Consider the following 23215-nt stretch of genomic DNA (forward strand, 5'->3'; position numbering starts at 1 on the left):
TTGACCGGTCCCGGGGGCCGAACGAACGATCGTCGCAGCTGCGCCCTGCTCCCGGAAAGGATGGACTCGAGTGCGAAGACTCTTCACCGCCCTCCTCGCCGCCGTGCTGTCGATCGCCGCCGCGATCGTCCTGGTGGTCACGGCGCAGCCCGCGTCGGCGGCCACGCTGACCCGCGTGACCGGCTTCGGCACCAACCCCAGCAACCTGAACATGTACGCCTACGTCCCGGACCACGTCGCCGCCAAGCCGGCGCTGCTGGTCGCCCTCCACTACTGCACCGGCTCGGCCTCGGCGGTGTTCAACGGCTACGCGCACGACTACGTCACCGCGGCCGACCAGTACGGGTACGTCATCGTGTTCCCGGAAGCCACGCGCAGCGGGCAGTGCTTCGACGTCTCGTCACCGCAGGCGCTGACCCGGGGCGGCGGCAGCGACCCGGTCGGCATCCTCTCGATGGTCGACTACGCCAAGGCCCACTACAACGTCGACCCCGCGCGCGTGTTCGTCACCGGGTTCTCCTCCGGCGCGATGATGACGAACGTCCTCGCCGCGGAGTACCCGGACGTCTTCGCCGCCGGCTCGGCGTTCATGGGCGTGCCCGCCGGCTGCTTCGCCACCACCGACGGGTCGAGCTGGAACAGCCAGTGCTCGGGCGGCCAGCTCATCAAGACCGCCCAGCAGTGGGGCGACCAGGCCCGCCAGATGAGCGGCGGGCGCAGCGGCCCGTTCCCGCGGATGCAGCTGTGGCACGGCACCGCCGACGACACCCTGCGCTACCCGAACTTCGGGGAAGAGATCAAGCAGTGGACCAACTTGCGCGGCGTCAGCCAGACGCCGTCGTCGACCGACGCGCCGCAGTCGGACTGGACCCGCACCCGCTACGGCGGCACCGGCGTGCAGGCGCCGGTCGAGGGGATCAGCGTCCAGGGCGCCGGGCATTCGCTGCCGCAGAACGGGATGGTGCCGTACGCGATCGCGTTCCTGGGCCTGAACAGCGGTTCGACCACGACCACCACGACGACGCCGCCCCCGTCCGGCGGCACCACGCTGGGCAGCGCGGCGGGCGGGACCGGACGCTACTTCGGCACCGCCGTCTCGGCGAGCAAGCTCTCGGACAGCGTCTACACGGGCATCCTCAGCCGTGAGTTCTCCATGATCACGCCGGAGAACGAGATGAAGATGGACGCCACCGAGCCGTCGCAAGGCCAGTTCTCCTACTCGGGCGCCGACCGGATCGTCGCCCAGGCGGCGAGCCAGGGCGCCCGGATGCGCGGGCACACCCTGGCCTGGTACTCGCAGCAGCCCGGCTGGATGCAGGGCATGGAGGGCTCGGCGCTGCGCTCGGCGATGCTGAACCACGTCACCCAGGTCGCGAGCCACTACCGCGGCAAGATCTACGCCTGGGACGTCGTCAACGAAGCCTTCGCCGACGGCAGCTCCGGCGCCCGGCGCGACTCGAACCTGCAGCGCACCGGCGACGACTGGATCGAGGCGGCGTTCCGCGCCGCGCGGGCGGCCGACCCGGACGCGAAGCTCTGCTACAACGACTACAACACCGACGACTGGAGCCAGGCGAAGACCCAGGCCGTCTACCGGATGGTCCAGGACTTCAAGTCCCGCGGCGTGCCGATCGACTGCGTCGGCTTCCAGTCGCACTTCAACACCAACAGCCCGGTGCCGGGCAACTACCGGACGACGCTGCAGAACTTCACCGACCTGGGTGTCGACGTGCAGATCACCGAGCTGGACATCGAAGGGTCGGGCACGACGCAGGCGGACAACTACCGCACGGTCACGAACGCGTGCCTCGCGGTCGCGCGCTGCACCGGGATGACGGTGTGGGGCATCCGCGACACGGACTCGTGGCGGGCGTCGGCCACGCCGCTGCTGTTCGACGGCAACGGCCAGAAGAAGGCGGCCTACACCGCCGTGCTCGACGCGCTGAACGGCGGGACGACCCCGCCGCCGACCACCACGACCACCACGCCGACGACACCCACTACACCGCCACCTGGTGGCTGCACAGGGACCTACGCCAAGACGGCGGAGTGGAACGTCGGCTTCAACGGCCAGGTGACGGTGACCGGGTCGAACAACTGGGTGCTCACGATCACCTTCCACGCACCGCAGAAGGTCATCGGCAGCTGGAACTACACCGGCACCTGGGACAGCACCGGCTACATGCTGACCGCGCGGCCCAACGGCAGCGGCAACGTCATCGGCTTCACCGTCGAGCACGGCGGGAACCTGACGGACCCGGCCGTGACCTGCTCGGCGGGCTAGAACAGCCGGCCGACCTCGTCCGCGGGCGGTTCCTCGAGGCTCAGCAGGAACCGCTTGCGGGCGAGGCCGCCCGCGTACCCGGTCAGGCCGCCGCTCGTGCCGACCACCCGGTGGCAGGGCACGATGACGCTGATCGGGTTCCAGCCGTTGGCGTTCCCGACGGCCTGCGCGGCGCCGGGGTCGCCCAGCTCGGCGGCCAGCTGCCCGTAGGTGCGGGTTTCGCCGTACGGGATCTTCGTCAGCAGCGCCCAGACCTGCTTCTCGAACGCCGAGCCGCGCGGCGCGAGCTCGAGGTCGAACTCGCGCCGCGTGCCGGCGAAGTACTCGCCGAGCTGGGCTTTCGCGGCTTCGAAACCGTCGTCGTCGCGCGGCCCGAGGTCGGTGAGGCGGGGTGTCCGGAGGTGGCCGTCGAAGTACAGCCCGGCCAGCGCCTCGCCGTCGCCGACCAGGGTCAGCGGTCCGATCGGTGACGCGATGACGGCGTGCTTCATGGCACCCAGCCTACGGGTCAGCCCTGGCTGGTCTTCACCGAGAGCGAGTCGATGCTCATCTCGGCGCCGGGCGTGATGTCCGCACCGGGGGAGGTGCAGCCGCACACCTTGTTCGGGTAGGAGCCGCCGATCGCGACGTCGAAGATGACGAAGAACCCGTGGTCGACGGCCGCTTTCCAGGTCGCGTCGGAGACCTGGTTCTGCTTGACCGAGAACGTCTGGGTGCCGTCGAGGGAGAAGCGCAGCTCCTCGGCGGCGGCGTCGCGGCGGTCCACGACGACGGAGTAGGTGTGGTAGCCGTCCTGGCAGCCGGGGCAGTCCTGGAGGTCGCTGGTGATGCCGTCCGGGTCGTGGCACTCGCCCTGCCACTGTCCACAGTGGAAGGTGGTGGAGTGCTTGCTCAGCGCGTTGACGTCTTCCATGACGTCGAGCTCGCCGATGCTCGGCCAGTTCGTCGCGCCGACAGGGCGGGCGTCGGCGCCCATCGCCCAGAAGGCCGGCCAGTAGCCGAGGCCGTGCTCGGGGGAGGGCTGCTTGAGCGTCGCGCTGATCTCGAGCTGACCACCCGCGGGGGCGGCGAAGTCGGTGCGCTGCGTTTCGATCCGGCCGGACGTCCACTGGCCGTTCGCGTCGCGCAGCGGCTTGATCGCCAGGTGACCTTGGCCGTCGTGGTAAACGTTTCCGGTCGAGTTCGTGGCGGTCTCGAGCTCGCCGGTGCCCCAGTTCGCCGCGCCGCCCGGGTAGCCGGTTCCGGTGTCGTAGAGCCAGTCCTGGGCGTTCAGGCCGGTGCCGGCGGCGCCGTCGAAGTCGTCCTGGAAGACCGTGGTCCAGCCCGCTTCGGCGTGGGCCGGGGCGGCGGTCACGGCGAAGGACAAGGTGGCCAGGACGGCGGTGATTCGTCGGGCGGTGCGCATGGGTTCTCGCTTCCTCGGGGGAATCCGGTCGTCCACGACCTGCGAGGCCGTCCACTTTCACCGCCGGTCCGCGGTGGCGTCAAGGGATGTGCCCGGAAGTACCCGGCACGCGGTACCCGTGGGCAGACCCGGGGGAGTCCGGTTTGGAATTTCTCCTTTCCGGGCATCGCGCGGGCCGGGTGGTGCGGTGGTCTGGACCTTCTTTCGAAGGGTTGCCAGGTAACGAAATCGTGGTCATAGTTTGTTGGCGTCCACAACGAACCCTGCGAACCACCCTCGGACGTCCTTTATGGACTCCGCCGTCTCCTCACCGTGGAGGACACCATGATCTCCCGTCGCTCGTTCCTCGGCCTCACGGCCGCGACGCTCGCCACGGCAGTACCCCTGGCGCGGTCCGCCTACGCCGCGACGCCGGACACGTTCGGCCTCAAGCTGGTGAACAACTCCGGCTCCGGAACCGTGTACGCGTATGTGACCGGCACGACCCCGGACGGCCGGCTCGTGCTGCTGCGCGCCGACGGAACGCCGTACTACCCGGCGTCGCCGTCGGCGCCGACGACCCCGCTGCCGGAGGACTGCGCCATCCCGATCGCGTCGGGAGCGCAGGTTTCCGTGCCCAGGATGGGTGGCGCGCGCATCTACGTCGTCACGGACGCGAAGCTGGACTTCTTCCTCGACCCGGGGCCCAACCTGGTGCATCCGAGCTTCCTGAACCCCGGCAACCCGAACTACGGCAGGAACTGGTCGTTCAGCGAGTTCACGTTCAACGACACGCAGCTGTTCGCGAACATCAGCTACGTCGACTTCGTGGGCATCCCGATGGGGCTGTCGCTGACGTCGGGGTCCGGCACGTCGACGGTCAACGGGCTGCCGGCGGGCGCGCTGGACCAGGTCGCTTCTTCGCTCTCCGCCTTGGGTGGCGAGTGGGCGGCCCTGGTGCAGACGGGCGGGGGCGGGAACCTGCGGGTGCTCTCACCGCACCACCACGCGGCCCAGTTCGGCGGCTACCTCGACGGGTACATCGACCAGGTGTGGCAGAAGTACGCGGGCATGGACCTGGTCGTCGACTCGCAGAACCCGGGCCTGGGGAAGTTCACCGGCCGCGTTTCGGGCGACCAGCTGGTGTTCGGCGCGGAGTCGTTCGCCAAGCCGTCGACGGCGGACGTGTGGAGCTGCGACAGCGGACCGTTCGCGCTGACGGCGGGAGCGAGCGACGCGCGCAAGGCGATCGTCCCCCGCCTGGCGGCGGCGCTGAACCGCACGACGTTGCTGGACAACCCCAACCAGCCGACGGACGAGGACCCGTCCCGCTTCTACGGCGGCGACGCGACCAACCACTACGCGCGGATCGTCCACTCGAAACTGCCGGACAACCGGGGCTACGCGTTCCCGTACGACGACGTGAGCCCGGGGCCGGACTTCAGCGGAGCGGTCTTCGCGGGCGACCCGCAGGTGCTGACGATCACGATCAACCCGGCCCACACCTAGAGGCAGTGCGAAAACTGTCGGTGGTGACGGCTAGCCTCATGGGCATGAACAAGGACGACGCGACGGTCCCGGCGGACCAGCTGACGAAGGGCCAGTGGTTCTGGCATGAGCCGGCGCCGGGCCTCCCCGCGTGGCAGCTGCAGGTGACCTCGGCGGAGCTGCTGGGGGACTCTGTGGAGATCTTCACGACGGATGAGGAGAGGGAGCTGGTTTCGTACCCTCGGGGCCGGTTGGTGCGGTTGGCCGAGGTCGCTTGAGGGGGTTGTGAGGTAGGACACTCCGGGGCCGGGGCCGGGGCCGGGGTGAGGGGTTGCGGAGCGCGCCGGGGAAGGGTCATGGCTCGGCTGGGCCGTGCCGTGCTTACCGGTCTTCGCGTCAGCGTGTCCCCAGTGTGTTCCGCGCTCAGGCCGGGTTCTCGTCCCTCAGCGCCGCCGGGCGCCACGTCATGCGGATCGTTGTTCCGTTCTCTCCCGAGTCGATGTCGGTCTGGTCCGTCACCTTCTCGATCAGCACCAGGCCTCGGCCGCCCGAGGTGCGCAGTCCCGCCTGGTGGGGGCGCGTTGCCGCGATTCCGCAGCCGGTGTCCGTCACCGTCACCGTTACCGCGTCGCCTGCTCGCTTCGCCTCGAGGCGGGCCCAGCCGTTCCCCTGCGGGTACGCGTGCGCCGCCACGTTGGCCAGCGCCTCGTACGTCGCCAGCGTTATGTCGTGCGTGCTGCCCGGGTCGAGGGGCAGCTCGGCCAGCCACTGCGTCAGCTTGCGGCGCAACCCCGCCACCTCGTTCGGCAGTGCGGGCGCCAGTTCTTCGAACGTCGAGGTGACCACGGCTCCACCGCTCGTGCGCATCGGGGACGTGGTCCCGGTTTGGTCGGCGTCGGCGCTCTCGCCGGTATCGACGCCAGGTTCCGGGGTATGTCGATACACGATCCGCTCCCATCATCAGCCTCGGGTCCCCCGCTTCACGGGCTTCTCTTCAGACCTACCCACCGCGACGACGTCTTACCCGTTGTGCTTTGCGTGATGTCGCGCTAACGTGAAAGTGCTCCTCACGGATGCCGGCCCCGCGGCCGCCCGGAGGAAGCTCTCGGATCCAGGCTGATCGGCCTTCTTCCTCATTTCACCGGTTCCGCCGTTCGCGCGGACCGGTCACCTCATCAGGAGACACCCATGTCTTTTCACGGAATCCTTGACACATCCGGAAAAACCCCGTTCGTCCGCACCGGCTACCGGCCGGCTCCGGACGACGTCGCACTGCCGCTTTCCCTTGTCCGCAAGCACAAACTCCGCCCGGGCGACGAAATCACCGGCACGCCGGAGGAAATCACCAGCGTCAACGGCGCCGACCCGGCGGAACCGCGCCCGCACTTCGCCGACCTGGTGCCGGTGCACCCGGACAAGCGCCTGCTGCTCGAAACCACCCCGGCGCGCCTGCTGCCGCGCGTCATCGACCTCGTCACGCCGCTCGGCAAGGGCCAGCGCGCGCTGGTCGTTTCGCCGCCGAAAGCCGGGAAGACGACCGTGCTGCGTGAGATCGGTCACGGCATCTCGGTCAACCACCCGGAATGCCGGCTGATGGTGCTGCTCGCCGACGAGCGCCCGGAGGAGGTTACCGAGCTGCGCCGGACCGTGCGCGGCGAAGTGATCGCGTCCACTTTCGACCGTCGGCCCGCCGAACACGTCGCGGTCGCGGAACTCGCGGTCGAGCGCGCGAAACGCCTGGTCGAGCGCGGCGAAGACGTCGTGCTGCTGCTGGATTCGCTGACCCGCCTCGGCCGCGCGTACAACCTTGCGGCCCGCCCGTCGGGCCGCACGCTGTCCGGCGGCGTCGACGCGGCCGCGGTGCAGCCGATGAAGCGCATCCTCGGCGCGGCCCGCAACCTCGAAGGCGGCGGCTCGCTCACGATCGTCGCGTCGGCGCTCGTGGAGACCGGTTCGCTGGCCGACACGGTGTTCTTCGAAGAGCTGAAGAGCACGGGCAACGCGGAGCTGAAACTCGACCGCAAGGCGGCGGAGCGCCGCACCTTCCCGGCGGTCGACATCCCGGGATCCGGCACCCGTCGCGAGGAACTCCTGGTCACGCCAGGAGAACTGGCCGCGATGCGCGAGGTGCGCCGCGCACTGCAGGGCCCGCACGCGATCGAGCAGCTGCTCGACCAGCTCCGCAAGACGGGCTCCAACGCGGAGTTCCTCCTCCGCGTAACGGGCGCCGCACTACCCGCGGCGGCTTGATTTAGCTGCCCCGGCGTTCCCGGAGCTCACCGATTACTTTCTGCCCGACGCCACGGGCTTCCTCGGCACTGTCGGGCGGATCGCCTTCGCCGGTCTCGGGGAGCTGGGCATCTCGAAGATGATTACCCGTGCGAGAAGGCGCCATGCCGTGGCGCAGGGCACAAAGCGCGCGGCAGGAGACCCGCACGCAAACCTCAGCGCCCACGCGGATCGCTGGCCGCCGAGCGCAAAACACGCGCGAGCTGACCTCGGTCACCGGGGCGGATTGCCCGCCGCCCGGGCATAAGCGCGCCGCCGACAACCGCGCGCGAGCCGACCTGGCCCGGCCGGCCGCCCAGGGCCTTTGTTTCCCCGCGGCCGCCAATCCGGCCTGCCCCGGCGCTCAGCCGGTCAGTTACCGCGCCCAGTGGCCTGCTGCAGCTCGTCGATCCGCGCCGAGGCCTGCGCCTTCGTCAACCCCTCCGGCACTTCCTCCCCGGCCTCCTGCGCCAAAGTCTGCAGGTATGACTTCTGCGGCCCGGTCATCGGCTCGTCGCCGGTCGTCCAGTCGCTCGGGTCCTTCTCCGGGTTCGGTTCCACCTGATCGGTCACGACATCCTCCAATCGAACATCTGTTCGCCTGGCTTCGACTGTAGCGCAGGGGTACGACAATCGCCGGTCACGGGCGGGCCGGTGGGGTCGACGGCGCGCCCGCCTCGTGGCCTGGCCTGCCGTGCGTGCGGCGGTCGGCCTTCATCTGCTGTTCGTGCAGGTGGCGGCGTCCGTCCGTCAACGACTCGAGCAGCGATCGCTCGAGGTCGCGGCACGCCTTGTAGTAGCCGTCGTCGTACTCCTCGACGACCTGGAACGTCCACCGATCGGGGAGCACGTTGAGCCCGATCAGCTCCTCCGAAATCCGCCGCGCCCAGTCCGCGTGGCCGGCCTTCTCGAGCTTCTCGACGGCTTCGCCGAGGGCCAGGTCCGCGCTACCGGTCAGCTGGTGGAACGAGTAGAGGTGCCCGCGCGCCCGCTCGATCGTCTCGAGCGCCTCGGTGACTTTGCCGACGGCCTCGACCGTCGCGGCGTCGTAGTTGTCGACCATGCGCGGAAGATGCCCTGTTCCGCGATTTCTACACCTCGCGGAACGGGGCACCCGCTCACGCGGTGGGCCGCGTCGCGCCCGCGTACTGGCTCAGCAGCGGCGAGATCTTGACGACGTCGCCGCTGGTCGGGGCGTGCACCATCTTGCCGTCGCCGATGTACATCCCGATGTGGGACACGGGGGAGTAGTACGCGACCAGGTCGCCCGGCTGCAGCTGGTCGCGCGACACGGGCGTGCCGTAGCCCGACTGCGCCGCCGCCGTCCGCGGCAACGAGATCCCGGCCTGCTGGTACGCCCACTGCATCAGGCCCGAGCAGTCGAACGTGCTCGGCCCGGTGGCGCCGTAGACGTACGGGCTGCCGAGCTTGCTCAGCGCCGCGTCGACCGCCTTCTGCGCGGCCGCGGAGGGCGCCTTGACGGTCGGTGCCTTGCCGCCGGTGTCCTTCTGGGCGGCCTTGTCGGCGGTGCTGAGCGTCTTGCTCTGGGCCTCGATCTGGTCGATCTGGTCCTGCAGGTTCTTCTTCTTGCCTTCGATGTCCGACGCGAGCTTGGCCGCGGCGTCCCGGGCGTCCTGCGCCCGCTTCGCCGCGTCCGTCGCGGCCTTCTCGGCAGCAGTGGCCTTGTCGGCCGCGCCGCTGAGGTTGTCCATCGCGGCGTTCTTGTCGGTCGCGATGACCTCGAGCGCCGCCGACCGGTCCAGGAAGTCCTGAGTGGACGTACCGGCCAGCAGCGCCGACAGCTTGTTCATCTGGACGCCGCTGGTGAACGACGCGCCGGCGAACTTGTCGACCTGCGTCTGGTACTTCTGCTTCGCCTCGATGGCCTGGGCACCGGCGTCCTTGGCCGCGGTGACGTCGGCGTTGGCCTTGTCGAGCTGGCCTTGCTTGGCGGTCAGGTCGTCCTGCGCCTTGAGCAGGTCCTCGTTGAGCTTTTCGGCCTGTGCCGAGAGGTCGCGGTACTTGGCCAGGGCGTCGGACCCGGTGGGCGGGGCCTGGAGGACGGGGACGGGGGCGGCGGTGGCCGGCGACTGGGCCATGGTGACGACAGTGATCACCGACGCCGCGGCGAGGGCACCTGACACCACGCGCTTGACGGGATGCGAACGCATTCTCGCGCGGGTCTCCTTTGCTGATCGGCCGCCGTCGGGCACCGGTGGCGAGTCGGGGGCCTCGCCTCGGCCCAGCGCGCGCTCGACCGCAACAGGAAGAGCCCGCGAGGGGATCCGGTACCCGTCAGGGGGTATCGGCGGCGATCTCGCGTCGCCGTCTCATCGACGACCGGGGGCCGCGAGATCTCGGACAGGTTACGAAAGGAACACGGCAACGTCCAGGGCTCGCTCGTGACAACTCTGCGTGACGACGAGAAACACGGCTGGACCAGTGGAGACCGGATCGGCTGTGGCTGGGATTACACGTCGTGATACCGGAGCGAATGCCGCTTTTGTACGTCCCTTGTATCCGGTGGGGTGATCCTCAGGGCCGTACTGATTCCGACCAGTGGAGGACAGGGATGTTCACGAAGGCCGCCGTGCTGACGGCACTCACCGCAGCGGCGTTCGCCGTGGCCGCACCGGCTCAGGCCGCGCCGATGGCCACGACGGCGCTGCCCACGGCGAACATGGAGGCCGTGCTGAAGGCGGCCCAGATCGACCCGCGCCGCGCCGACGACACCCAGACGCCGGGCGCGCACGACAGCGTCCTGCTCGTCGAGCAGGCGTTGCAGGCGAAGGGGCTGCTGGCCTCGACCTACGTCGACGGCTACTTCGGCACCACCACGATCACCGCGTACTCGCAGTACCAGAAGTCGCTGGGCTACACCGGGATCGACGCGTCCGGGCTGCCGGGCAAGACGTCGCTGGAGAAGCTGGGCGAGGGCCGGTACACGGTGACGAACCCGGTTTCGGCGGGCAGCCACGTGACCTACCACGGCGTCACGCTCAACACGCGCACGAAGGCGATGCTCGTGGCCGCCGAGGGGATCTTCGGGTCGTCGGTCAGCCTGACGCAGGGGTCGTACAACCCCGGCGGCGTCGACGCTTCGGCCGGTACCCACGACGGCGGCGGCGCGATGGACATCTCGGTGTCCAGCCTGTCCTCGGCGAGCCGGACCACCCTGCTGAAGGCGCTGCGCAAGGTCGGGTTCGCCGCCTGGCTGCGCACGCCGGACCAGGGTTTCGCCTACCACATCCACGCGATGGCGATCTCCGACCCGGACCTTTCGTCGGGGGCGCAGCACCAGACCGGTGACTACTACCTGGGCATGAACGGTCTCGCCGGCCGCGGCGCGGACGACGGCCCCGCGGTCACCAAGGTCACCTGGGAGGAGTATCAGCGCGGCTGACCGCAGGGGAATTGGGGCGTCTCGCGGTGGCACCGCGAGACGCCCCGGTGGTTTGATCGAAACCACCAAACCAACCCGGGGAGTGCTCCGATGGTCAAGAAGGCGTTCCGGTTCGGCGTGGTCGCGGGCGCGACCGAGGGCGGCGCGAAGTGGCTGCAGACCGCGCGGCGGGCCGAAGAGCTCGGCTACTCCACCCTCCTCAGCCCGGACAACCTCAACCTCCCCACGCCCACCGCCTCGCTCGCGGCCGCCGCGGCCGTCACCACCGATCTCCGGGTCGGCTCGTTCGTCCTCGCCAGCCCGCTGCGGACCGCGCGGGCCGCCGCCTGGGAGTCGCACAGCCTGACCGTCGTCACGCAGGGGCGGTTCGAGCTCGGGCTCGGGACCGGGCTGCCCACCATGCGCCAGCAGGCCGAGGAGCTCGGCCTGCCCTACGGCTCGGGCCAGGAGCGGCTCGACTCGATCTCCGAGACCATCGACCACGTCCGGCGGCTGGACGGGGACGGGCACACCCCCGTCATGATCGCCGCCGGGGGACCGAAGGCGCGGCGGCTCGCCGGGGCGAAAGCCGACATCGTCACCCTGGCCGGCGGCGTGCTGACCACCCGCGCGGAGATGGCCGGCTACGTCGAGGAAATCCGCGCCGCCGCCGGCGACCGGGACGTCGAGCTCGCGCTCAACATCTTCGTCGTCGGGGAGCAGGTGCCGCCGTGGATCCGCGGGTTCATCGGCGTCGACGCCGAGACGCTCATCGAACACGACTCGCTCACCATGCTCCGCGGCAGCCTCGACGACATGGCCGCGGAGCTCGAACGGCGCCGCGACGAGCTCGGCGTCTCCTACGTCAGCGTCAACAGCGCCTTCATCGAGGAGTTCGCGCCGCTGGTGGCGCGGCTGTCGGGGAAGTGAGCGTCGCAGGGTCGGTGTTCGCGCCGCACAGCAGCACCGCGACGCGCTCTCCCGGCGACGGCCGGTAGGCGCCATCCAGCAGCGCCGCGAACGCCGTGGCGCCGCCCGGTTCGACGGCCAGGCGGTAGCGGTCCCACAGCGCCGCCCGGGCTTCCAGGATCGCCGAGTCGTCCACCAGCACCGACCCCACCTCGGTGCGGGTGGCGACCGCGAACGCGATGTCGCCGAGCCGGGACGCGCCCAGCGAGTCCGCGGCGACGCCGGACACCTCGACTCCGACCGGCTCGCCCGCCGCCAGGGCCGCGTGCAACGTCGGCGCCGTGCGCGGTTCGACGCCGACGACCCGCGCCCGGCCTTCGACCGCCGCCGCGATGCCGGCCAGCAGGCCGCCGCCGCCGACCGCGACCAGGATCGTGTCGACGCCGCCCGTCTGCTCCAGCAGCTCGAGCCCGACCGTGCCCTGGCCGGCGCAGATCTCGGGCTGGTCGTAGGCGTGGCAGAAGAGCGCGCCGCGGTCCGCCGCGTCCTTCACCGCCGCGTCGTAGGCGTCCGCGTACTTGTCGCCGACCAGTTCGACCGCCGCGCCCAGCTGCCGCAGTTTCGCGACCTTGACCGCCGGCGCGTTCGCCGGGACGTAGACCCGCGCGGCCACGCCGAACTCCCGCGCGGCGTGGGCGACGGCGAGCCCGGCGTTGCCGCCCGACGCCGTCACGACACCGGCCGCCGAAAGCGGGCCCGCGGCGATGATCCGGTTGAACGCGCCCCGCGCCTTGAACGACCCGGTGTGCTGCAGTTGCTCGAGCTTGAACCACAGGCCGTCGTCGATGAACACGGGCGTCCGGCGGACCCGGCCCTCGATCCGCGCGGCGGCCTGCTCGACATCCGAAGTGCTGATCACGTCCCCAGCATGCGCGCGGACCGTCGTAAGCACCAGCGATGTCTTCTATGCTGCCAACAGCTCTGCTTATGGCTGGAGGTGCCGTGCTCGACGCTCGCCGCCTCGCCCTGCTCGCCGAAGTCGCCCGCGCGGGCTCGATCGCCGCGGCGGCCCAGAAGCTCTCCTTCACGCCGTCCGCCGTCTCGCAGCAGCTGGCGAAGCTCGAACGGGACGTCGGCGCGTCCGTGCTGCACCGCCACGCTCGCGGCGTCACGCTCACGCCGGTCGGGGAAGCGCTGCTGGTCCACGCCGAGACGATCGCCGGGGAACTGCGCGGCGCGGAAGCCGTGCTCCGCGCGGAGCCGGCGCGGCTCGCCGTCGGCACGTTCGCGAGCGCCGGCACGGCACTCGTGCCGGCGGCGCTCGCCGAGTTCCGCCGGGCGCACCCGGCCGTCGCGCTGCGGCTGCTGGACCTCGAGCCGCCCGGCGGCTACGACCTGATCCGCTCGCGCGAGCTGGACCTGCTGATCACCCACCGCTACCCGGGCGCGCCGCTGCCCGACGCGCGCGGGCTGGTCCGGTCGCTGCTGCGGGCGGAACGGTTCCGCCTGATCCTGCCCCCGGACCACCCGGAGGCCCGTACCCGCCGGCTCACGCTGGCGGCGCTGACCGGCGAAGACTGGATCTCGGGCAGCCCGGGCGTGCCCAACCGCGCGTGCCTCGACCAGCTCGCCGACGCCGCGGGCGTCACACTCGGGGTCACCTACGAAACCCGGGACTACCAGGTGATCCTGGCGCTGGTGGAGGCCGGGCTGGGGATCGCGTTCGTGCCGGAAAGCGTGCTCGAGCGGGCGGGAACAGCACGGGTCGAGGTCCGCGACGTGACCGACGCGCGGCCGGCGCGGGACATCTTCCTGGTGCACCACCGGCGGCCGGGCGAGCTGGTCACGGAGATGGTGGACCGGCTCAGCCGACCGGCCGTCCCGCGCTCTCGAAGCGCGCCGAGGCCGCTTTGAGCGCGTCCAGGCACGCGCGCACCGCGCCGCGGTCCTCTTCGCCCGCCCGGCAGATCGCGTAGATCGTGCGGGTCAGCGCCGGCCGGGTCGCCAGGATGCGGACGCCGTCGGGCAGCCGCTCGCGGGCCAGGCGCGGGACCAGCGCCGCGCCGACGTTGCCCGCCACCAGTGCCAGCTGCGTCGGGTACCCGCCCACCGTGCAGCTGATCCGCGGCTCCAGCCGTTGCTTGCGCAGCACCTGCAGCAGCCACTCGTAGCAGCCGGACCCCAGGCTCCAGCCGATCCACGGCAGGTCGTCCACTTCGGACAGATCGACCGTCTTGCGGTGCGCCAGCCGGTGACCGGCGGGCAGGGCGAGGTCCGCGACGTCGGTGAACAACGCGATCCGCGTCGTCGCGGGCGGGAGCACCGTCGGCCGGTCCTCCCAGCTCTCCAGCACCGCGACGTCGAGGTCGCCGGCCAGCACGCGGGGCATCGTCTGCTCCGCCTCGCCCTCGTGCAGCGTCACCGCCAGCCGCGGGTGCTGCGCGGCGAGCGTCGCCAGCGCGGGCGGGAGGAGCGCGTGCACCGTCGTCGGGATCGCGCCGACCCGCAGCGGCCCGATGACGTCCTCGCGCAGCAGCTCCAGATCCGCCTTCGCCTCGGCGACCTGCGCCAGGATCCGCTCGGCGTGCGCGGCCAGCACCTGGCCCGCTTTCGTCAGCCGCACGCCGCGGCCGCGCGGCTCCAGCAGCGGCTGCCCCGCTTCCCGTTCCAGCTTCGCCAGCTGCTGTGACACCCCGGACGGCGTGACGTGCAGGGACGCGGCCGCCGCGGCGACCGAGCCCTGGGTGGCGACGGCGTGCAGCGCGCGCATCCGCTCGAGTCCGAACACAGTAGGGACTCTACCGAATGAGGTGCAGAAACATTCGCTTGTTCTTGACAGTCGTGGCCCGCACGCTGGAACCGTGACCACGACCGCGCCCCGCCCGACGACCGCCGCCACGCCGTTGACCGAGCGCCTCGACCCGCGCCTGCTCGCCGCGCTCGGCAGCTTCTGCATCTCGCTGTCGTCGGTCTTCATCAAGGTCTCGCACGCCAGCGGCAGCACGAGTGCGTTCTGGCGCTGCCTGCTGGCCCTGCCGGTGCTGCTCGCGCTCGCCGCGCGGGAACGGCGCAAGTCGGGCCCGGCGCCCCGCGTGCTCCTCCCGCTGCTGGCCGGCGTCGGGCTCGGCCTGGACTTCGTGCTGTGGGGCGAGGCGATCCCGCGGGTCGGCGCCGGCATCGCGACCGTGCTGCTCGCCGTGCAGGTGGTCATCGTGCCGCTGCTGGCGTTCGCGTTCCTGCGGGAACGGCCGGCGAAGCAGTTCCTCTTCGCCGTGCCCGTGCTGCTCGGCGGCCTCGTGCTGGCCGGCGGGTTCGCCGGGAGCGGCTCGTTCGGCCCGGATCCCGTCACCGGCGCGGTGTTCGCGATGCTCGCCGGCGCCGGGTACGCCGGCTACCTCTTCCTGATCCGGCTCAGCGGCGGCAAGGGTGCGCAAGCGCAGTCCCTGGTGCTGGCGACGCTCTCGGCCGGGGCTGTTGCCGTCGTGCTCGGCGTCCCGACCGGCACGCTCGACCTGAGCCCGAGCCCGGAGACGTTCGGCTGGCTGGTCGCGCTCGCCGTCATCGGCCAGCTGATCGGGTGGATCCTCATCTCCGCCGCGCTGCCCCGGATGTCGGCCACCACCGGCGCGACGCTGATGCTGCTGCAGCCGGTCGGCGCGGTGCTGCTGGGCATCGGCCTGCTGGGGGAGACGCCGAGCGTGCCGCAGCTCGTCGGCTGCGCGGGCGTGGTCGCCGCCGTCTGCTTCGCCGGGCGGACCCGCCGCGGATGATCTGCGGGCCGGGACGGTCCCGGCTACCGTCGCCGGTATGCGTGTGCTGGTGGCCGGGGCTTCGGGGTTCGTCGGCGGCCGGTTGTGCCCGGCGCTGGAAGAGGCGGGGCACGACGTCCTCGCGATGACCCGTCACCCCGCGAAGTACCGCGGCGCCGGGACCCCCGTGCGCGGCGACGTCGCCGACGTCGGCTCCCTGCGCGACGCGCTCAAGGGCGCCGAAGCCGCCTACTACCTCGTCCACTCGCTCGACAGCGCGGACTTCAAGCGCCGGGACGCCGACGCGGCCCGCGCGTTCGCCCGCGCGGCGGCGGACGCGGGCGTGCGCCGGATCGTCTACCTCGGCGGCCTCGGGGACGACGACGACACGCTGTCGGAGCACCTGGCCAGCCGCCGCGAGGTCGAGCGGCTGCTGGGGGAGACCGGCGTGCCGGTGACCGTGCTGCGCGCCGGGATCGTCATCGGGCACGGCGGGACGTCGTGGGAGCTGACCCGACAGCTCGTCGAGCACCTGCCGGCGATGATCACGCCGCGCTGGGTCGGCACGCGCACCCAGCCGATCGCGATCGCCGACGTCGTCCGCTACCTGGCCGGCGTGCTCGACCACCCGGAGGCCGAGGGCCGGACGTTCGACATCGGCGGCCCCGAGGTCCTGGCCTACCGCGACATGCTGCAGCGGGTCGCGGCGATCGAGGGACGCCCGCTGGTGATCGTGCCGGTGCCGCTGCTCTCGCCACGGTTGTCCTCGTACTGGCTTTCCCTGGTCACCGACATCGACGTGCCGACCGGACGGGCGCTGATCGACTCGATGACGAACGAGGTCGTCGTCCGCGACGACGCCATCCGCCGGATCGTCGAGTTCGAGCCGATGGGCTACGACGAAGCCGTGCTGCAGGCCCTCGGCGAGCGGGCGAAGAGCCGGCGGCCCGCGTGAAGAAGGCTCGTCTCGCCGGGGTGCTGGCCACCGGATCCGGGCTGCTCGGCGCGTCCCTGGCCAGCAGGCCGGGCTCGCGGCGGTTCCACGTCCTCACGGCGTCGGTCGCGGCGACGTGGTTCGCCGGCGCCGGGCGGGTGCCGCGAGGCCGCCGGGACGTCGTCCAGCCGGTTCTGGTCGGGGTGGGCGCGTTCGGCGTGTTCTACGGCTGCGCGCTGGTGGCCCGCCGCATCCCGCCGCTGCGCCGCGCCATCGCGGGGGTGCTCGACCACGCCCACCGCGGTCCGACGACGTCGGTGGCGGCGACGACGCTGGTGACCGGAGCGGCGGAGGAGGTCTTCTTCCGCGGCGCGCTCCACGACGCGTTCGGTCCGGGGAAAGCGACGGCGCTGTACGTCCTTTCGACGACGGCGACGCGCAATCCCGCGCTGGTACTGGCTTCGGCGGTGATGGGGACGCTGTTCACCGTGCAGCGCGGCCGGTCGGGCGGGGTGCAGGCGCCGCTGCTGACGCACGTGGTGTGGTCGGCGCTGATGCTCGCCTTCCTGCCGCGCCTGTTCCCGCCCGTTAGCCCGTGATCCCGTCGTAGGCGGCCATGACCGCGCCGAGGCCGCGGTCGTACCCGCCGTCCCAGAGGACCTGGTTCATCACGTACGCCACCACCATGCGGTTCGGCGCGTCGACGAGGACCACCGAGCCGCCCCACCCGCCCCACGAGCACGTGCGGCCCTCCAGCCGGTAGCCCAGGCCGTAGCGCATCCGCGCGCCGAGCACGCGGTCCTCGCCGTGGAACTGCTCCTCGAAGACCCGCTCGGCCCCGGCGGCCGACAGCAGACCGCCGCCGCCACACGCCAGGACCGACTGCACCGCCGCGACCGAGCGGGCGTTGCCGTACCCGTTGATGGCCGGGACTTCCGCGCGGCGCCAGGCTTCGGAGTACGAGTCCGCAACGCCGACCAGGAAACCCGGCGGCTTGTCGCCCTGGGGGTCGGGGATCAGCGGCGCGACGCGGTGGTCGTGCCCGGCGGCCAGCCCGATGTGGAAGTCGGCGCCCAGCGGGCCGGCCACCTCCTCGGCGAAGAACGTGCCGAGGCTGCGGCCGGTGACGCGGCGGACGACTTCGCCGACCAGGAACCCGAACGTGACCGAGTGGTACCCGCCCGCGGTCCCGGGTTCCCACGCCGGGGCCTGCGCGGCCAGCCGCGCGGTCACGGCCGGCCAGTCGAAGAGGTCCTCGACGGCGATCGGTCCGGCGAAGTCCGGCAGGCCGGCGGTGTGCCCGAGCAGGTGCCGGACGAGCGTGGTCTCCTTGCCCGCCGCGGCGAATTCGGGCCAGTACGCGGCGACCGGCGCGTCGAGGTCGAGCTCGCCGCGGTCGGCGAGGACCAGCGCGCACAGCGCCGTCATCGTCTTGGTGGTGGACCAGACGGTGGTGATGGTGTCGCGCTCCCACGGCTTCGTGCGGGCGGTGTCGACGTACCCGCCCCACAGGTCGACCACCGGCTCGCCGTCGACGAAGACGGCGACCGAAGCGCCGACGTCGTCGGAATCGAGTGAGGCCGCCAGGACCTCACGCACCTTGCTGAACCGGTCTTCGCACTCACCCCGGATGTCGGTCACGGCGGCCAGCCAACTCCGTCCGGCCGGGCCGCACCACTCATTTTCCCGCGGCGAACCATTGTCCGGAACGAGCCAGAACCGGGCGGAAACCTTCAGAACCGCGTCGCGGCTTCCTATGCTGGAACGAACTCCGGTGCGTGGAGAGGGATGTCGATGCGGACATTGCTCGTGCTGCTGCTCGTGTTCGGTTCCCTGACCCCGATCCCCGCCGAGGCGGCCACGGCGGTGTGCGTGACGTCGTGCGACACGCTCGACCCGTCGCGGGCCGCGCGGGAGAGCTTTCCCCTGCCCGACAAGGTGATCAACGGCCGCGTGCTGCGCCTGCACGCCTCCGACCCCGACGGCATGGCGTGGGCGAGCATCGACAACGGCGTCGCCGGCGACTCCGTCTGGCTCGACCGCTCCTGGGACGCCGGCGCGTCCTGGGAAGGCCTGCTGGGCAAGGCGAGCATCCCCGGCACGTGGACCGGCACGCGCACGCTGATGTACAACCTCACCGACCCGGCGCAGCACCGCCGCGGCTGGGTCCGCGCGTGCGGGGACGCCCAAGGCGTCGGCTGCACCGCGTGGATCTACCCGGACGTCTGCGACGCCGCGTGCGACCGCGCGGCGCCGGGCAGCGGGGACAGCCAGCCGGTGGCGCCGACGACGCTCTTCGGCCGCACGATCCGGCTCCACTTCGACGGCCGCGGCCTGGCGTGGGCCGGGATCGAGGCCGGCGGCGCCGGGGACGAGGTCTGGCTCGACCGGTCGTGGGACGCCGGCGCGAGCTGGCCGGACGGCTCGTCGCTGGGCCGCACGAGCGTCGCCGCGGGCGCGACCGGTACGCACACGACGGCGTTCGCGACGCGCGATCCCCGCGGCCGGCTCTACGGCGGCGCGGTCCGCGCGTGCGGCCGCGAAGCCACGCATTCCCAGGGAAGCTGCACGGCTTGGGCGCGCCCGGCGACGACCCGCGCGGCCGGTGCGCTCGACGCTCTGATGTGGTCCTACGAGCCGTACACCGCGTGGTGGCCGTCGAGCTGGTGGAACTCGGCGGTCGCGGTGACGGCGGTCGCCGACGCGGGCGGGTTCGACGCCGCGCTGGCCCGCACCTTCGACGTCAACCGCGTCGCTTTCCCCGCGGGGGCAAGGAGTTCCGACGCGATCGACGGCGACTTCGTCAGCCGCGCCATCGACGACAGCGCGTGGTGGGGCCTGGCCTGGGTCGCCGTCTACGACCGCACCCACGACCCGCGCTACCTCACCGAGGCGACGACGATCGCGAACTACGTCCACGGGTTCTGGGACACCGGCAGCTGCGGCGGCGGGGTGTGGTGGAACCGCGAGCGGACGTACAAGAACGCCGTCACGGCGGGGTTGTACCTGCGGCTGACCGCGTCGCTGCACAACCGGATCACCGGCGACACCACGTGGGGCCAGCGGGCTCGCACCGCGGGCGACTGGTACCTCAACAGCGGCCTGATCAACTCTTCGGGCTTGGTGAACGACGGCTTGACGTCGTCGTGCGCGAACAACGGCCAGACCGTCTGGACGTACAACCAGGGCCTCGGCATCGGCGGGCTGCTGGAGCTGTGGCGCGCGACCGGCGTCCAGTCCTATTTGGACGCGGCCAAGCGGCTGGCGGACGCGGCGATGGCCCGGTTGACGTCGGGCGGCGTGCTCGTCGAATCCTGCGACACGGGAACGGCTTCCTGCGACGACAACCAGAAGCAGTTCAAGGGCATCTTCCTGCGCTACTTCGGCGACCTCGCGACGGCGACGGGCTCGGCAACCCACCGCGCGTTCGCGCGGCAGCAGGCGGACGCGCTGTGGACGAACGACCGCGACGCGCTGAACCGGATCGGCCAGCGCTGGACCGGGACCACGCCGAACGTGACGGACTGGCGCACGCAGGCCTCGGGACTGGAAGCGATCCTGGCGGCCGGGTAGCTCCGCGCGACGGAATGAGCGGCGTGCGGATCCTCCTGCTCGCGGCCGTCGCCGTGCTCGGCATCGGGCGCCAGGCCGAGGTCGAGCTGCCGCCGGGTCCGGCGGCAGCTCGGCGACCGAACGGCAGAGCACCGACCCGGCCACGCAGCAGGCCGCGGCGCCGGCGTTCGACGGCGCCCAAGGTAAGCCCGATCCGCTGGACGGCCGCGACGACCCGGCGCTGCCCCTGGTCAGCTGCGATCGCGCGCAGGGCACCCGGACCTGGACGGAGTGGACCGGGCGGAACGTCGGCAAGCAGGTCGCGATGGTGTTGAAGAGCCGCGTCCTGGCCGCGCCGAGCGTGCAGTCCGCCATCACCGGCGGCTGACGGTCAGCAGGTCGGCGGCAGGGCTTCTCGGCAGGCTTCGATGTTCGTCTTGTTCGTCGCCTGCTGCAGCAGGTCGTAGAGGGTCTCGCGCTGCTCGTCGCTGAGTCCGCTGAACACCTCGTCCTCGACCGCGGCGAGCGCGAACTCCGCCCGCGCCAGCAGCTTGGCGCCGACGTCGGTGAGCTCGACCACGTGCCGGCGCCGGTCGACGGGGGAGCGGCGGCGCTCGATCAGGTTCTCCGCTTCGAGGTCGTTGAGCAGCCCGACGACGTTCGTGCCGTCCATCTCCAGGGTCTTCGCCAGGTCCTGCTGGGAGCTGCCGCCCTGGTCGCGCAGGACCGTCAGGGCGATCAGGTGCCGCGGGCGCAGCCCGAGCGGGGTGAGCACCGACTCGCTGCGCGTCTGCAACCGGCGCGTGAGCTGGCCGAGCAGCGCACCACACCGGTGGGGCGGCTGGTTGACGACCGGCAGCGACGACATGAGCCCAGTATATGGGCGTCCCAACAGTCGGTGTGCTAATAATGGTTTGTCCGACACAAACGATCTATGGGCGGCTAACGACATGGCGCACCTCCTCCACATCGACTCGAGCATCCAGGGCGAGCGCTCGGTGAGCCGCGCGCTCACCGCGCGGGCCGCGGCCGCGTGGCGCGCCGCGCACCCGGACGGCACCGTCACCTACCGCGACCTGGGCGCGAACCCGCTGCCCCACATCGACTCGGCGAGCGGGCTGGCCGGCATGGTGCCGCCGGAGCAGCACACGCCCGAGCAGGCGGCGGCGTGGGCGCGGACCCGCGAGCTGGTCGACGAGATCAAGGCGGCCGACACCGTGCTGCTGGGCCTGCCGCTCTACAACTTCGGCGCGCCGAGCAGCGTCAAGACGTGGGTCGACCACCTCATCGCGCCCGGGCTTTCGGTCGACCACGAGACGCAGACCGGCCTGCTCGGCGGCCGCGAGTTCATCGTGCTGGCCTCCCGCGGCGGCGGCTACGGCGAGGGCACGCCCCGCGAAGGCTGGGACCACGCCGAGCAGTGGCTCCCGCACGGCGTTTCGCTGACCGGCCTCCAGCCGCGGTTCATCACGGCCGAGCTGACGTTGGCGCACGTCAACCCGGCGATGGCGGAGCTCATCCCGCTGGCCGACGCGAGCCTGGCCACGGCGGAAAAGGTCATCGACGACCTCTGGGTCCCCGCGCGGGTCTGAGGGACGGCGACCGTTCGGCGCGCGATTCCCCGCCTTCGACGACTCCGGCCGGGACCCCGGCGCAGCCGCGCCGCCCCGGCCGGTACCGTCCCGCCGGAGGCCGGGTGGCAAGATGCCGGGACCCGGACAGTCGACCTGGGCGAGGAAGGTCAGGTTTGAGCGCGCACACCTCCCAGATGGACGATATCCGGCTGGTCGCGCAACCCAGCGCGTTGCCGGTCACGGAACTGTTCGTCCGCCTGATTCTCACCGACTGGTCCCTGCTGCCGATGCTGGAGCAGGTGACCGCGACCGCGAGACGGCTGGTCGAGACCGTGATCGACGCCGGCGACCCGCGGTCACCCGCGTTCGTCACACTGCGGCTGCGGCTGCGCGCCGACGTGCTGGTGGTCGAGGTCGACGACGACGTGCCCGGGCTGCCCGAGCCGAAGGTCGCCGGCCCCGGCGAGCGCGTCGGCGTCACGCCCGGCGTGGGCGGGGCCCGCACCACCTGGTGCGAGCTCGAGCTGCCCGGCGGGATGAACGCCAAGCAGGTGCGCCTGCCGCGGCGGCAGGATCGCCGGACCCTGGTCGACGAGCCCGTCTCGGGCGCCCCGGTGGCGGCGGACCCGGAGGTGCTGGAGCGCCTGCTCACCCGGCTGAGCGGCTGGTCCGGCCAGGGCTGAGGTGGGCCACCGTCCCGGCTGTCGCGTCGTCGTCGTGCTCTACGACGGCGTCCGGCTGCTGGACGTCTCCGGGCCGCTGGAGGTCTTCGCCGAGGCCAACGAGCACGGCGGGCGCTACGAGCTGAAGACGGCTTCGCCCGGCGGCGCCGACGTCCGCGCCAACACGGGGACACGGGTGGGCGCGGACCTCGACCTCGCCGCGGCGGACCCGCGCGGCGCGACCGTGCTGGTGCCCGGCGGCCCCGAATGGGTCCGCACGATCGCCGACACCGAGCTCGTCGCGCAGATCCGGCGGCTCGCCGGCGGCGCGGACCGGACGGCGTCGGTGTGCGCGGGCGCATTCGCGCTGGCCGCCGCCGGTGTCCTCGACGGCCGCCGCGCCACCACGCACTGGGACCTCACCGACCAGCTCGCCCGCCGGTTCCCGCGGATCACCGTCGACGCCGACGCGATCTTCGTCCAGGACGGCCCGGTGCTCACCTCGGCCGGCGTCACCTCCGGCATCGACCTGGCGCTCGCGCTGGTCGAGGCGGACCTCGGCGCCGAAGTGGCCCGGCTGGTGGCCAAGCACCTGGTCGTCTTCCTGCAGCGGCCCGGCGGGCAGTCGCAGTTCAGCGTCCGGCTGGAGACCGGCCGCCCGCGCACGGAGGTGCTGCGGGCCGTGCTCGACGCCGTCGCGGCCGACCCGTCGGCACCGCACACCCTCGACGACCTGGCCGCCCGCGCCGGGGTCAGCACGCGGCACCTGACGCGCCTCTTCCGCGACGAGCTGGGCCGCACGCCCGCGCGGTTCGTCGAGCAGGTGCGCCTCGAGTTCGCCCAGCAGCAGCTGGAAACCACGACCGAGCCCCTCGACGTCGTGGCGCGGCGGTCGGGCTTCGGGTCCGCCGAGACGCTGCGACGCGCCTTCGCGCGCGGCCTCGGCGTGACGCCCAGCGACTACCGCGCGCGGTTCCGGACCACCGGGATCGGCTGAACCGGACCCGCCTCCCGATCCGTGCATCCAGG

At 71.9% G+C, this 23215-nt stretch carries 25 protein-coding genes; 15 read left to right on the plus strand and 10 right to left on the minus strand.

The genetic code is table 11. The features are described 5' to 3' along the window. Positions 1-70 precede the first annotated feature (70 nt). Positions 71-2284 carry an extracellular catalytic domain type 1 short-chain-length polyhydroxyalkanoate depolymerase gene (locus ACZ7OH_RS36060; protein WP_470284948.1) on the plus strand — a complete coding sequence of 738 codons (2214 nt, stop codon included), beginning with the start codon at positions 71-73 and terminating at the stop codon, positions 2282-2284. Here the strand turns inward: ACZ7OH_RS36060 and ACZ7OH_RS36065 are convergent. Together ACZ7OH_RS36065 and ACZ7OH_RS36070 are read right to left on the minus strand one after the other, a co-directional pair. Further along, positions 2281-2775: a methylated-DNA--[protein]-cysteine S-methyltransferase gene (locus ACZ7OH_RS36065; RefSeq protein ID WP_372665745.1), complete on the minus strand. Its 495-nt coding sequence runs from the start codon at positions 2773-2775 to the stop codon at positions 2281-2283. The genes ACZ7OH_RS36060 and ACZ7OH_RS36065 overlap by 4 nt on opposite strands. Positions 2776-2792: 17 nt before the next feature. Beyond that, positions 2793-3689, minus strand: coding sequence for a glycoside hydrolase family 16 protein (locus tag ACZ7OH_RS36070; RefSeq protein WP_470284949.1), 897 nt, complete (start codon positions 3687-3689; stop codon positions 2793-2795). A 324-nt stretch (positions 3690-4013) separates the two neighbouring features. Here ACZ7OH_RS36070 and ACZ7OH_RS36075 point away from each other — a divergent pair, with 324 nt between their 5' ends. Together ACZ7OH_RS36075 and ACZ7OH_RS36080 are read left to right on the plus strand one after the other, a co-directional pair. After that, a complete protein-coding gene (locus ACZ7OH_RS36075; protein ID WP_470284950.1) occupies positions 4014-5177 on the plus strand; it encodes a glycoside hydrolase family 64 protein in 1164 nt (387 codons plus the stop codon). Positions 5178-5221: 44 nt separating this feature from the next. Further along, positions 5222-5434: a hypothetical protein gene (locus tag ACZ7OH_RS36080; RefSeq protein WP_400897963.1), complete on the plus strand. Its 213-nt coding sequence runs from the start codon at positions 5222-5224 to the stop codon at positions 5432-5434. Between the two features lie 145 nt (positions 5435-5579). Here ACZ7OH_RS36080 and ACZ7OH_RS36085 read toward each other — a convergent pair whose 3' ends face one another. Then, a complete protein-coding gene (locus tag ACZ7OH_RS36085) occupies positions 5580-6023 on the minus strand; it encodes an ATP-binding protein (RefSeq protein WP_470284951.1) in 444 nt (147 codons plus the stop codon). 321 nt (positions 6024-6344) lie between these two features. Between ACZ7OH_RS36085 and rho the strand changes: the two genes are divergently transcribed. After that, positions 6345-7406 (plus strand): transcription termination factor Rho, encoded by a 1062-nt coding sequence (gene rho / locus ACZ7OH_RS36090; protein ID WP_470284952.1) that lies wholly within the window; start codon positions 6345-6347, stop codon positions 7404-7406. Between the two features lie 390 nt (positions 7407-7796). Here rho and ACZ7OH_RS36095 read toward each other — a convergent pair whose 3' ends face one another. The 3 genes from ACZ7OH_RS36095 to ACZ7OH_RS36105 all read right to left on the minus strand — a co-directional run bounded on the left by ACZ7OH_RS36095 (position 7797) and on the right by ACZ7OH_RS36105 (position 9595). After that, entirely contained in the window at positions 7797-7997 is a 201-nt protein-coding gene (locus tag ACZ7OH_RS36095; protein ID WP_470284953.1) for a DUF3072 domain-containing protein, read from the minus strand. 67 nt (positions 7998-8064) lie between these two features. After that, positions 8065-8487, minus strand: a complete 423-nt coding sequence (locus tag ACZ7OH_RS36100; RefSeq protein WP_470284954.1) for a hypothetical protein — start codon at positions 8485-8487, stop codon at positions 8065-8067. Between the two features lie 55 nt (positions 8488-8542). After that, the gene (locus ACZ7OH_RS36105; RefSeq protein ID WP_470284955.1) at positions 8543-9595 is read right to left on the minus strand and encodes a C40 family peptidase; all 1053 of its coding nucleotides are present in this window, start codon (positions 9593-9595) and stop codon (positions 8543-8545) included. 401 nt (positions 9596-9996) lie between these two features. On the opposite strand from ACZ7OH_RS36105, the gene ACZ7OH_RS36110 reads away from it, so the two are divergent. Both ACZ7OH_RS36110 and ACZ7OH_RS36115 read left to right on the plus strand, forming a co-directional pair. Continuing rightward, positions 9997-10827: a peptidoglycan-binding domain-containing protein gene (locus ACZ7OH_RS36110; protein ID WP_470284956.1), complete on the plus strand. Its 831-nt coding sequence runs from the start codon at positions 9997-9999 to the stop codon at positions 10825-10827. Between the two features lie 90 nt (positions 10828-10917). Beyond that, a complete protein-coding gene (locus tag ACZ7OH_RS36115) occupies positions 10918-11736 on the plus strand; it encodes an LLM class flavin-dependent oxidoreductase (RefSeq protein WP_470284957.1) in 819 nt (272 codons plus the stop codon). On the opposite strand, the gene ACZ7OH_RS36120 is transcribed toward ACZ7OH_RS36115, so the two are convergent. After that, positions 11690-12634 (minus strand): threonine/serine dehydratase, encoded by a 945-nt coding sequence (locus ACZ7OH_RS36120; RefSeq protein ID WP_470284958.1) that lies wholly within the window; start codon positions 12632-12634, stop codon positions 11690-11692. The genes ACZ7OH_RS36115 and ACZ7OH_RS36120 overlap by 47 nt on opposite strands. A gap of 83 nt (positions 12635-12717) precedes the next feature. On the opposite strand from ACZ7OH_RS36120, the gene ACZ7OH_RS36125 reads away from it, so the two are divergent. Next, a complete protein-coding gene (locus ACZ7OH_RS36125) occupies positions 12718-13629 on the plus strand; it encodes a LysR family transcriptional regulator (protein ID WP_470284959.1) in 912 nt (303 codons plus the stop codon). On the opposite strand, the gene ACZ7OH_RS36130 is transcribed toward ACZ7OH_RS36125, so the two are convergent. Further along, positions 13580-14503: a LysR family transcriptional regulator gene (locus ACZ7OH_RS36130; protein WP_470284960.1), complete on the minus strand. Its 924-nt coding sequence runs from the start codon at positions 14501-14503 to the stop codon at positions 13580-13582. The genes ACZ7OH_RS36125 and ACZ7OH_RS36130 overlap by 50 nt on opposite strands. Before the next feature lie 73 nt (positions 14504-14576). Between ACZ7OH_RS36130 and ACZ7OH_RS36135 the strand changes: the two genes are divergently transcribed. From ACZ7OH_RS36135 to ACZ7OH_RS36145, 3 genes are read left to right on the plus strand one after another with little or no spacing between them, the layout of a single operon-like run. Beyond that, positions 14577-15485, plus strand: a complete 909-nt coding sequence (locus tag ACZ7OH_RS36135; RefSeq protein WP_470284961.1) for a DMT family transporter — start codon at positions 14577-14579, stop codon at positions 15483-15485. 37 nt (positions 15486-15522) lie between these two features. Next, positions 15523-16419 carry an NAD(P)H-binding protein gene (locus tag ACZ7OH_RS36140; RefSeq protein ID WP_400897989.1) on the plus strand — a complete coding sequence of 299 codons (897 nt, stop codon included), beginning with the start codon at positions 15523-15525 and terminating at the stop codon, positions 16417-16419. Then, on the plus strand, positions 16416-16997 hold the full coding sequence (locus ACZ7OH_RS36145; protein ID WP_470284962.1) for a CPBP family glutamic-type intramembrane protease: 582 nt from the start codon (positions 16416-16418) through the stop codon (positions 16995-16997). Before ACZ7OH_RS36140 ends, ACZ7OH_RS36145 begins: the two co-directional genes overlap by 4 nt. Here the strand turns inward: ACZ7OH_RS36145 and ACZ7OH_RS36150 are convergent. Beyond that, positions 16987-18039: a serine hydrolase domain-containing protein gene (locus tag ACZ7OH_RS36150; RefSeq protein WP_470284963.1), complete on the minus strand. Its 1053-nt coding sequence runs from the start codon at positions 18037-18039 to the stop codon at positions 16987-16989. The two genes, ACZ7OH_RS36145 and ACZ7OH_RS36150, sit on opposite strands and share 11 nt — an antisense overlap. A gap of 153 nt (positions 18040-18192) precedes the next feature. Between ACZ7OH_RS36150 and ACZ7OH_RS36155 the strand changes: the two genes are divergently transcribed. Both ACZ7OH_RS36155 and ACZ7OH_RS36160 read left to right on the plus strand, forming a co-directional pair. Then, positions 18193-19971 (plus strand): glycoside hydrolase family 76 protein, encoded by a 1779-nt coding sequence (locus ACZ7OH_RS36155; RefSeq protein ID WP_470284964.1) that lies wholly within the window; start codon positions 18193-18195, stop codon positions 19969-19971. Positions 19972-20197: 226 nt separating this feature from the next. Then, on the plus strand, positions 20198-20338 hold the full coding sequence (locus ACZ7OH_RS36160; protein WP_470285027.1) for a SecDF P1 head subdomain-containing protein: 141 nt from the start codon (positions 20198-20200) through the stop codon (positions 20336-20338). Between the two features lie 3 nt (positions 20339-20341). Here the strand turns inward: ACZ7OH_RS36160 and ACZ7OH_RS36165 are convergent, their stop codons facing one another. Further along, a complete protein-coding gene (locus ACZ7OH_RS36165) occupies positions 20342-20818 on the minus strand; it encodes a MarR family winged helix-turn-helix transcriptional regulator (RefSeq protein WP_470284965.1) in 477 nt (158 codons plus the stop codon). Between the two features lie 82 nt (positions 20819-20900). On the opposite strand from ACZ7OH_RS36165, the gene ACZ7OH_RS36170 reads away from it, so the two are divergent. The 3 genes from ACZ7OH_RS36170 to ACZ7OH_RS36180 all read left to right on the plus strand — a co-directional run bounded on the left by ACZ7OH_RS36170 (position 20901) and on the right by ACZ7OH_RS36180 (position 23183). Continuing rightward, on the plus strand, positions 20901-21542 hold the full coding sequence (locus tag ACZ7OH_RS36170; RefSeq protein ID WP_470284966.1) for an FMN-dependent NADH-azoreductase: 642 nt from the start codon (positions 20901-20903) through the stop codon (positions 21540-21542). 155 nt (positions 21543-21697) lie between these two features. Beyond that, positions 21698-22207, plus strand: coding sequence for an ATP-binding protein (locus ACZ7OH_RS36175; protein WP_470284967.1), 510 nt, complete (start codon positions 21698-21700; stop codon positions 22205-22207). A gap of 1 nt (position 22208) precedes the next feature. Further along, the gene (locus tag ACZ7OH_RS36180) at positions 22209-23183 is read left to right on the plus strand and encodes a GlxA family transcriptional regulator (protein WP_470284968.1); all 975 of its coding nucleotides are present in this window, start codon (positions 22209-22211) and stop codon (positions 23181-23183) included. Positions 23184-23215: the final 32 nt, after the last annotated feature.

It is taken from the genome of Amycolatopsis sp. NPDC114478, assembly GCF_055633805.1.